The sequence below is a fragment of the Corynebacterium sp. genome, assembly GCF_012837295.1.
Taxonomy (GTDB): Bacteria; Actinomycetota; Actinomycetes; order Mycobacteriales; family Mycobacteriaceae; genus Corynebacterium.
In genome coordinates this window covers 1-8,915 of record NZ_DURI01000005.1, presented here as the reverse complement: position 1 = coordinate 8,915, position 8,915 = coordinate 1, and the positions used below count along the sequence as shown (strand labels likewise).

Annotated in this window: 12 protein-coding genes; 8 read left to right on the top strand and 4 right to left on the bottom strand. The window is 71.0% G+C overall.

All coding sequences use genetic code 11. The annotated features are described in order from the left end of the window. Together GX015_RS00185 and rsrA are read left to right on the top strand one after the other, a co-directional pair. Positions 1-543, top strand: a 543-nt coding sequence (locus GX015_RS00185) for a sigma-70 family RNA polymerase sigma factor (protein WP_291341890.1), incomplete at its 5' end; no start/stop codon positions are given. Between the two features lie 4 nt (positions 544-547). Continuing rightward, entirely contained in the window at positions 548-820 is a 273-nt protein-coding gene (rsrA, locus tag GX015_RS00180; RefSeq protein WP_291341889.1) for a mycothiol system anti-sigma-R factor, read from the top strand. Positions 821-1,049: 229 nt separating this feature from the next. On the opposite strand, the gene GX015_RS00175 is transcribed toward rsrA, so the two are convergent. Next, positions 1,050-1,316, bottom strand: a complete 267-nt coding sequence (locus tag GX015_RS00175; RefSeq protein ID WP_046650008.1) for a WhiB family transcriptional regulator — start codon at positions 1,314-1,316, stop codon at positions 1,050-1,052. A 355-nt stretch (positions 1,317-1,671) separates the two neighbouring features. Beyond that, positions 1,672-2,754: a diacylglycerol kinase family protein gene (locus GX015_RS00170; protein ID WP_291341887.1), complete on the bottom strand. Its 1,083-nt coding sequence runs from the start codon at positions 2,752-2,754 to the stop codon at positions 1,672-1,674. Positions 2,755-2,826: 72 nt separating this feature from the next. Between GX015_RS00170 and GX015_RS00165 the strand changes: the two genes are divergently transcribed. Further along, on the top strand, positions 2,827-3,216 hold the full coding sequence (locus tag GX015_RS00165; protein WP_291341885.1) for a hypothetical protein: 390 nt from the start codon (positions 2,827-2,829) through the stop codon (positions 3,214-3,216). Here GX015_RS00165 and GX015_RS00160 read toward each other — a convergent pair. Next, positions 3,213-4,406: a PQQ-binding-like beta-propeller repeat protein gene (locus GX015_RS00160; protein WP_291341884.1), complete on the bottom strand. Its 1,194-nt coding sequence runs from the start codon at positions 4,404-4,406 to the stop codon at positions 3,213-3,215. The two genes, GX015_RS00165 and GX015_RS00160, sit on opposite strands and share 4 nt — an antisense overlap. After that, complete coding sequence (locus GX015_RS00155; RefSeq protein WP_291341882.1) at positions 4,403-5,701, bottom strand: DEAD/DEAH box helicase; 1,299 nt, start codon at positions 5,699-5,701, stop codon at positions 4,403-4,405. The genes GX015_RS00160 and GX015_RS00155 overlap by 4 nt, the downstream gene beginning before the upstream one ends. Positions 5,702-5,777: 76 nt before the next feature. On the opposite strand from GX015_RS00155, the gene GX015_RS00150 reads away from it, so the two are divergent. The 5 genes from GX015_RS00150 to GX015_RS00130 form a co-directional block, all read left to right on the top strand. Continuing rightward, the gene (locus tag GX015_RS00150; protein ID WP_291341880.1) at positions 5,778-6,002 is read left to right on the top strand and encodes a DUF3107 domain-containing protein; all 225 of its coding nucleotides are present in this window, start codon (positions 5,778-5,780) and stop codon (positions 6,000-6,002) included. A gap of 31 nt (positions 6,003-6,033) precedes the next feature. Further along, complete coding sequence (locus GX015_RS00145) at positions 6,034-6,897, top strand: DUF3152 domain-containing protein (protein WP_291341879.1); 864 nt, start codon at positions 6,034-6,036, stop codon at positions 6,895-6,897. Beyond that, a complete protein-coding gene (locus GX015_RS00140; RefSeq protein WP_291341878.1) occupies positions 6,848-7,639 on the top strand; it encodes a HesA/MoeB/ThiF family protein in 792 nt (263 codons plus the stop codon). The genes GX015_RS00145 and GX015_RS00140 overlap by 50 nt, the downstream gene beginning before the upstream one ends. Beyond that, positions 7,636-8,469, top strand: coding sequence for a TIGR02569 family protein (locus GX015_RS00135; protein ID WP_291341877.1), 834 nt, complete (start codon positions 7,636-7,638; stop codon positions 8,467-8,469). Before GX015_RS00140 ends, GX015_RS00135 begins: the two co-directional genes overlap by 4 nt. Before the next feature lie 49 nt (positions 8,470-8,518). After that, the coding region (locus GX015_RS00130; RefSeq protein ID WP_291341876.1) for a UvrD-helicase domain-containing protein at positions 8,519-8,915 on the top strand (397 nt) is incomplete at its 3' end.

The following is an 8,915-nucleotide window of genomic DNA, read 5'->3' as shown; positions in this document are numbered from 1 at the left end:
CTGCCCCTGCTCGACCAGCTCTACGGCGGCGCCCTGCGCATGACCCGCAATCCCGCCGACGCCGAGGATCTGGTGCAGGAGGCCTACATGAAGGCCTACCAGGGTTTCCGGTCGTACAAGCCGGGCACGAACCTCAAGGCGTGGATGTACCGGATCCTGACCAACGCGTACATCAACAACTACCGGAAGGCCCAGCGCCGCCCGGCCGAGTACGCGACGGACGACATCACCGATTCGCAGATCGCCGAGACCGCTTCCCACACGTCGTCGGGCCTGCGGTCGGCGGAGGTCGAGGCAATGGCTTTGCTTCCCGACGAAGAGATCCGCGCCGCGTTGATGGACCTCAACGAGGATTACCGGATGGTGGTCTACTACGCCGACGTGGAGGGTCTTCCGTACAAGGAAATCGCCGACATCATGGCGACGCCGATCGGCACCGTGATGTCCCGGCTCCATCGTGGAAGGAAACAGCTCCGCGAGGCGTTGAAGGATGTGGCGAAGGATCGCGGGTTCATCCGCGAGTCGGAAATTTCGGAAAGGTGAGTCGATGAACGACAGCGCGAAGCCCTGCGGACACCCCGGGACGTGCGCCGACGTACGCCGGCGACTCGATTCCCTGCTCAGCGGCGACTGCGATCCGGAGGAGACCCGGACCCTGGAACGGCACATCCGCGATTGCCCGCGGTGCCTGGAGGACGTCGGCTGCGAGCGCGCGCTGCGCCAGCTGCTGCGCCGGTGCTGCTGCGAACCCGCCCCCATGGAACTGCGCAGGCGGATCACCACCCGCATCCGCGTCACCTACCGCACCTCGGGGCAGTAGCGGGGCAGTGGGCGGAGAAGACCGGGACAGCGAAAACCCCGCGCCATCGTGATGATGGGGCGGGGTTTCGCCGTTGATCGCGGGGATCAGCTGTTGGGGCGCTTGCCGTGATTCGCCTTCTTCTTGCGACGGTCCTTGCGCTTGCGGCCACGCTTGCTCATGGTGTGCCTCCTCCGGTCGGGGTGATTTAATTCAACCTGGCCAGTCTACAACGGGCCGGCCGGGGGACTTAAACCGTGGTGCGGGCGGTGCGGCGGGTGCGGCCGCGGTTGCGGCGGCGCTTCAGCGCGCGGCGCTCGTCCTCGGACATGCCGCCCCACACGCCGGCATCCTGGCCGGTCTCCAGCGCCCACGCGAGGCACTGCGAGGTGACGGGGCAGCGGTTGCAGACGACCTTGGCCTTCGCGATCTGCGCGAGGGCGGGGCCGGAATTGCCGACCGGGAAGAACAGCTCGGGATCCTCTTCGCGGCAAACGGCCTTGTGACGCCAATCCATGACAAAAACTCCTTCAATCGAAACCCGGGTGGGGCACGGGGGAACGGGTGGCTCGTGGCCGCCTCGCGACTTGTTGTGCTCCCCATGCATCAGATGAACGTGCGGACGTCCCGTCGGCGTGAATTCCCGGTTGGGGAATCAGGGGGTTCACCGTCGGATCCGCGGACCGCGAGCGCGAGGCGCCCGCCGGTCGAATGCGGGTGGAGGTATTCGCTCCCCCCGCGGTCCTGATGAATGATGACACGTCATGACCCGGTTGTGAAGACCTTCGCGGGAAAAAGTGCGGAACGTCACAAATAGATGAACTGCACGTTACATCCGCAGGTGAGGGGCCCGGGAGACGACGAACCGGCGGTTAACGGCGTCCGCCCCGGCGGGGCAGCAGCAGCGCCCGGAACGTCCGGTCGGCCATCGCGCCCAACCGCACCCACCACGCCTGGTCGCCCACATCCTCGCCGTACTCGCGGGTTTGGGCCGGCGCGATGAAGCGCACGGCGTCGCGGGCGCAGGTGATCTCCAGCTCGGATCGCTCGTCGACGTACTCGCCGTCGATCTGGAACTTCAACGGTTCGGGGGAGGTCAGGACGACCACGTCGACGTCGTCGTCGCGAAGCTCCCTTTCCTCGACCTTGAGCAGCGACCACAGGGCCTGGCCCGCGCCGGCCAGCCGGAGCGCGGCGACCATGCCCTTGACGCCGTCGACGGAGGTCAGGCCGTAGAAGCCGAGGCCGCCGCTGAGCGTGGTGGTCGGGTTGGTGACGACCGCCAGATCGCCGAGGAAGGTCCACGGGTTGGAGTTGGACACCACGGCCATGGGCAGATCCTCGCCGATGAGCTCGCCGTCCGCGCGGGCCGTGATGCGCGGCGGGTTCTTGCGCAGCCGGTTCCAGGCGCCCAGTCCCGTGGGCACGTAGCGCAGCGGGTTGGCGCTGACGCCCCCGGCGCGCAGATCCTCCATGTGCGAGATGACCTCGGCGTCGACGCCCAGGCCCGCGTTGACCACGAACCAGCGGCCGGCGGCGTGGCCGACGCTGATCGCCCGCTCCTCGCCCCCGCGCAGCAGTTCGCCCAGCACGCGCGCCGCGAGCTTCGGGTCGCGCGGCAGCCCCAGCGCGCCGGCCAGGACGTTGGCGCTGCCGGAGGGGATCACCGCGATGGCCGGGATGTCGGCCGCGTCGCGCACCGGGCGCCCGTCGGCGGCGGAGCCCAGCAGACCGTTGACCACCTCGTTGACGGTGCCGTCGCCACCCATGCACACGACGACGTCGCACTCGTCGCGGGTCAGGCCCGTGACGATGGCCGTCGCGTGGCCCGGATGCCCCGTGAACACCGACCGCACGTGCAGGCCGGGTACGGCGCGCAGCTCGGCGACGACGGTCCTCGTCAGGGAATCGGTGATCGACGTCGAGTTCGGGTTGGAAATCAGAAGGGCGCGCACGTCGCCCATCCTAATGGGCGATATGGTGATCACGTGAACAGCCGAAGCACCGCAGCAAACCGTCCCGCGCCCATGGCGGCGCCCCGCTCCGTCGTCGCCGGCGCCTGGATCGCGGTCGTGGAATGCGTCATCGGCCTGGGCTACGGCGCGTTCCTCATGATCCGCGACTTCCAGGGCTACGAGGACCCCGGCGCGGTCATCTCCGGCTGGGGCACGGCGCTGTGGTTCTTCTTCATCTTCGGCGCGGTGCTCACCGGCGCGGTGTTCCTGCTGCGCGGCAAGCAGTGGGGCCGCGGGCCGATCGTCATGCTCAACCTGTGCCTGGCGGGCGTGGCGTTCTACATGTTCACCTCGGGCGCCATCGCGCTCGGCCTGATCACGGCGATCTTCGCGCTCGGTGCGCTGGGTTGCATGTTCAACCCGAAGGCCGTCGACTGGGCGGCCAACGCCTACGGCGTCTAGTCCGGGCGGAGCCCCACGAGCTCGTCGCCCCGCTTTTCGACGATGACGTCGCCCGCGACCGCCGTGGTCGTCGTGGCGCCCGGGGGAGTTTCGGGGCGGGCGACGGGGACGACCCCGACGATCTCGCCGTTGCCCCAATCGACGCGGGCCAGCCCGCCGCGCACCGGCACCAGCAGCTCGTCGCCGACGGCGACTCCGGTGCCCAGGGCGTTGGGGATGACGAACGCCAGCGACAGGTCGTCGGGGCGGAACGCCGCCAGCGCCGTGCCGGTGAACCACGTCATGTGGTGGGGGAGATCCGCCGTGGCGGCCACGGGGACGGGGTCGCCGCCGAACGGGTCCGCCGGCAATTCGCCGGGCGCCGGCCGCCACGTCGGACCCGGGCGGCCCTCCTTCGAATAGGTGCGGACCTCCCCGTCCACGAGCACCGCCGCCGACAGCTGGCCGAGGGCGACGAGCCGCGCGGGCCCGCCGATCTCGACGTCGGCGTGGATCTCCGGTTCGCGGGACTCCTCGGGGGTGGCCTCCTGGATGATCAGCCGGTGCCCGTCGGGGCAATCGTTGATGACCGCGAGCACGGCGCTGCGGGTCAGGGCGTCGACGACGGAGCACCCGGGGTGCGGCTGCATGCCCGGCTCCGACGACGCCTCGACGAAGCCGTATTCGATGGTGCGCACGAGATCGTCGCGCCACAGTTCCACCATCCGGCCATCGCGGACGCCGGACCGGTCGTTGGATCGCACGGGTTCGACCTCCTCCGAGGACAGCCCCCGCCGCGTGCCCGCGTAGGAGCCGTCCGAGGCGTCGAGGGCCGTGACCTCGCCGCAGCCCGCGGGGCCGCGGAACACGGTGACCACCCGTCCGTCGGAGACCATGGCCTCGCACAGGGGCACGTCGCGGTGATAGGACCACACCGCCTCGCCCGTGGCGGGGTCGAGGGCGGTGACGCCGCGGTCATCCGCGGCGATGGCCAGACCGTCGACCGTGAACGGCGCCGAGGATTTGGGGGCGGGCGCCGACCAGATCTCCGTCAGCGACTCGGGCGCCCGCTCCGGGGCGGGCCCGGCGGAGAAGGGGACGTCGGCGACGACGTGTTCCACGCCCCGCGCGGGCGCCCGCCACCACGTCCACGCCACGACGGCGACGACCGCCGCGACGATGAGCAGCGCGGCGATCCGGTTCCGGCTCATCGGCGGCGCCGGCGCTCACCGCGATCGCGCCGGTCCCGGCGATCCTTCACCGGCCGCGAACCCAGCACCGGGCGCGCCGGCCCGACCGACTCGGCGGCGTCTTCGGGGATCGACAGGGCGTCGTAAAGCTCCGGGGACGTGGAGAACCACTGCGGGGGCTCCGGGAAACCCAGGCCGAGGGCATCGTCGATCATCTTCCAGCGCTGGATCTCGTCCCAGCCCACCAACGTGACCGCCGTGCCCGTGTTGCCCGCGCGGCCGGTGCGGCCGATGCGGTGGACGTACGTCATCTCGTCCTCCGGGACCTGGTGGTTGATCACGTGCGTGACGTCGTCGATGTCGATGCCGCGCGCCGCGACGTCCGTGGCCACCAGCACGTCGACGTCGCCGGAGCGGAACGCGTTCAGCGACTTCTCGCGCGCCGGTTGGCCCATGTCGCCGTGGACGGCCGTGGCCCGGAAACCGCGCTCGCCCAACTGCTCCGCCACCGACGCGGTGGAACGCTTCGTGCGGGCGAAGATGATGGTGCGGCCGCGGCCCTCCGACTGCAGGATGCGCGCGATGACGGGCAGCTTGTCCATCTGGTGCGACTGGAACACCACCTGGCGCGTGGTGTCGTGGATGCTCGCCTCGGACTCGCCCGACTCGGCGCGGATGTGCACCGGGCGATCCATGAAGGTGCGGGCCAGATTGAGGATCGGCCCCGGCATCGTCGCCGAGAACAGCATGGTCTGGCGGCCCTCCGGCACGGCCCGCAGGATCTTCTCGATGTCCGGCAGGAAGCCGAGGTCCAGCATCTCGTCGGCCTCGTCGAGCACCAGCACCCGCACCGCGCCGAGATTGAGGTTCCCGCGCTGGTGGAGGTCGATGAGGCGGCCCGGAGTGCCCACGACGACGTCGACGCCGGCGTCGAGGACGTCGATCTGCTCGTCGTACGGGCGACCGCCGTAGATGGTGGTCACGCGCAGGCCCACCGACTTGGCGATCGGCTCGAGATCCTCGCCGACCTGCACGGCCAGCTCGCGGGTCGGGACGACGACCAGCGCGCGCGGCGTGCCGTCCGGCTCCGGGACGCGGGCGTCGTCGAAGACGCGGTCGATGAGGGGGACGCCGAAGCCCAGCGTCTTGCCCATGCCCGTGCGGGCCTGGCCGATGATGTCGGTGCCGTCGAGCGCCAACGGCAGAGTCAGCTCCTGGATGGCGAAGGTTCGGGTGATGCCCCCGGACGCCAGGGCATCGCAGATTTCGGCCGCGACCCCCAATTCGACGAACGTCGGCGCGGGAAGGTCTGCCACCGTGAATCTCCTTCGGCTGGATGCTGCTCGGTCGTCCCCGATACTAGCCGTGAGGGCGCGGGTTATGATGTCCCGCATGGACATCACCATTGGATTCGTTGACAACCCCCGCGAGCTGAACATCTCGGGAGCGGAGGGCGGCCCGGAGCTGGCCTCCTCCATTTCCTCCCGCATCGCCGCGGGGGAGGGCGTCCTCGAGCTGGTCGATGGCGCCGGCAAGACCTACCTCGCCCAGATCTCCAAGATCGCGTACGTGCAGGTCGGCCCGGCGGCGCCCCGCCAGGTCGGCTTCATCGCCTGATCCCCGCGACACGATCCGGCGCCGCCCGCACATGAGCAAAGAGTCGTTCTTCGTCAGATTCGCCCGGGAATGGGGATGGCGCGCATACGCCATCCCCGTTCTTCTGGTGTTGACGGTCATCGTCGTCGTCGACGTCGTCCGCGATGTCCGAGACGAGGAGACCGGGCTGTCGGCGGTGACGAGCGAACTGCCGCGGGGCCCGGTGCCGGAGGGCGGGTACGCCGAGAACCTCGACGTCGGCCAGCTGCCGCCGGGCGGGCCCTTCACCGAGGAATCCTCCGGCACGTTCGTCCCGGTCGACCTGGTCGCCGGTGCGCAGGGCGGCCAAGGCGACGACGCCGACGCCATGCGCTACGCCGTGGAGATCGAGGACACCGTCGATCCGGCGCGATTCGGCGGCGCGGACGCGTTCGCCGGGATGATCGACGCGACGCTGGCCGACGAGCGAGGCTGGACCCACGACGACGAATTCGCCTTCCGGCATGTCCCGCGCGACGACGACCCGGAGCTGATCTTCCAGCTCGTGTCCACCGCGACCGCCCACGAACAGTGCGGCTACGAGATTCCGCTGGAGACCAGCTGCTCCATCTCGGATCGCGACGGCGGCGGCCCGACGCGCGTGCTCATCAACGAGGCCCGCTGGGTCCGCGGTGCGCTGACCTTCGAGGGCGACCTCGGCGGCTACCGCCAGTACCTGATCAACCATGAAATCGGCCACGCGATCGGCTTCGCCGCCCACGAGGCCTGCTCCGAGGCCGGCGCCGTGGCGCCGATCATGATGCAGCAGACGCTGTCGCTGGACAATTCCGAATTGCACAAGCTCAACCCGAACGAGGTGTACCCCGATGACGGAGCCCACTGCACGCCGAACCCCTGGCCCTACCCGCTCGGGTGAGCCGGCGTTCGATCCGGAACGCTATGCGCGCCACCTGCCCATCCCCGGGTTCGGTGAGGAAGGGCAGCGCAAGCTCGCCGGCGCGAGCGTGCTCATGGTGGGGGCGGGCGGCCTCGGGTCGCCGGTCGGCTTCTACCTGGCGGCGGTGGGCGTCGGAAAGCTGACGGTCGTCGACGATGACCGCGTGGACCTGACGAACCTGCAGCGGCAGGTGATCCACCGGGTCGAGGACATCGGGCGGCCGAAGGTCGAATCCGCGGCGGAGAAGATGGCGGCGCTCAACCCGGACATCGAGATCGCGACCGTCGACGAACGCCTGACCGCGGAGAACATCGACGGGATCATCGCCGGGCACGACCTGGTGATCGACGGCACCGACAACTTCGAGACCCGCTACCTCATCGCCGACGCCTGCCGGCGCCTGGGCGTGGTCGAGGTGTGGGGCAGCATTCGCCAGCTCGGCGGGCAGGTCAGCGTCTTCGGCCTGGACCTCGGTGGCGGCCGGAAGGCGTGGCTGCGCGACCTGTACCCGGAGCCGCCCGCGCCGGAGACCGTGCTCACCGCCGAGCAGACGGGGATCCTGGGCACGGTGCCGGGGACGATCGGCACGCTGATGGCCACGGAGGCCGTGAAGGTGATCACCGGATTCGGCGAGCCGCTGTCGGGGCGCGTGCTGTTCTACGACTCGGCGGCGATGTCGTTCCGCGAGTTCCGTTTCGCGCCGGAGGGGGATTCCCGATGACGGGCCTGCCCCCGGCCCACGTGCCCGAGGCGTTCGGGGTGTCGGGCACGCCCGAGCCCGCCGGCGCGGCGTGGGACGACGGCTGGATCTACGGCGACACGGTGATTTCGGCGGTGCCGGATTCCTCCCGCGCCGCGTGGTCGGCGAAGGTGCTCGAGGCGCTCGCGGTCGACGGCGTCGAGGTGGCGCATCCCGTGCGCACCAGCGATGGCCGGCATGTGCTGGCGGGGTGGCGCGCGCGCCAGCATCGCCCGGGTCGCCCCGAGCCGCGCGCGGACGAGGCCATCGTCGCCTGCGGCCGACTGGAGGAGGCCCTCGCGGACGTCCAGCGCCCGAGGTTCCTGGCCCGGGGCGGCGGCGACGTCTTCGACGTGTGCGACCGCGCCGCGTGGGCGGAGGATCCGATCGAGCAGCTGGAGGGTTTGCTCGACCCGGAGGCCGTGCCGCGCGGGGACGCGGCGGAGGCCCTGGCCGCGGCCGGCGGGTTGATCGGCCTGCGCGGCCAGCTCCGCGCCGAGGGTCAGCTGGTGCACGGGGATCCGGTGGGCACGTTGCTTTTCGACGGTGCCGCCGCGCCCTTGTTCGTCGATCTCGTGCCCCGCTGGCATCCCGCGGGATGGTCGCGCGCCGTCGCCGCCGTGGACGCCCTGGCGTGGGGTGGCGCCGACGAGGATCTGCTCGGCCGCTTCGACCACGTGCCCGATTGGGACGGGCTGCTGGCGCGGGCGATCTGCAATCGCCTGTTCCTGCATGCGGCCCACCCGGAGTCGAGGCCCGCCGCGTGGCGTGGCCTGGCCCGGGCCGCGGAGCTGGTGCGCGCCCGCCTTTGACGGGGAACGCCCGTTCGAACGGGTCCGGCGGGTGTGCGATGATGTCGCCATGAACCAGATGCCCGCCGTGCGCTTGACCGAACCGCAGGCGCCGGCCGACCGGACGTGGTCGGGGCCGGTCGCCGCGCTCTTTCCGGGGGACGATCGCCTGGCGGGGCTGAAGGCGCCGGGTGCGGTGTGGCAGGTCGTCGGCGGGCCGGGGACGGGGAAGTCGGCGCTGCTGGCGGACTTGGCCGCGGCGCATGTCGCGGCGGGGTGGCCGGCGGATTCCGTGCAGGTGCTCGCACCGTCGAAGGAGGCGGCGTCGCGGTTGCGCGATGACGTCGCCCGGCGGTTGCCGCGGTCGTCCGGCGCGGGGTCCGGCGGCATGGTGCGTGCGGTGCATTCGCTGGCGTTCGCCCTGGTGCGGGCGGCGGCGGTGCGCGCCGGTCGCCCGGAGCCGGCGT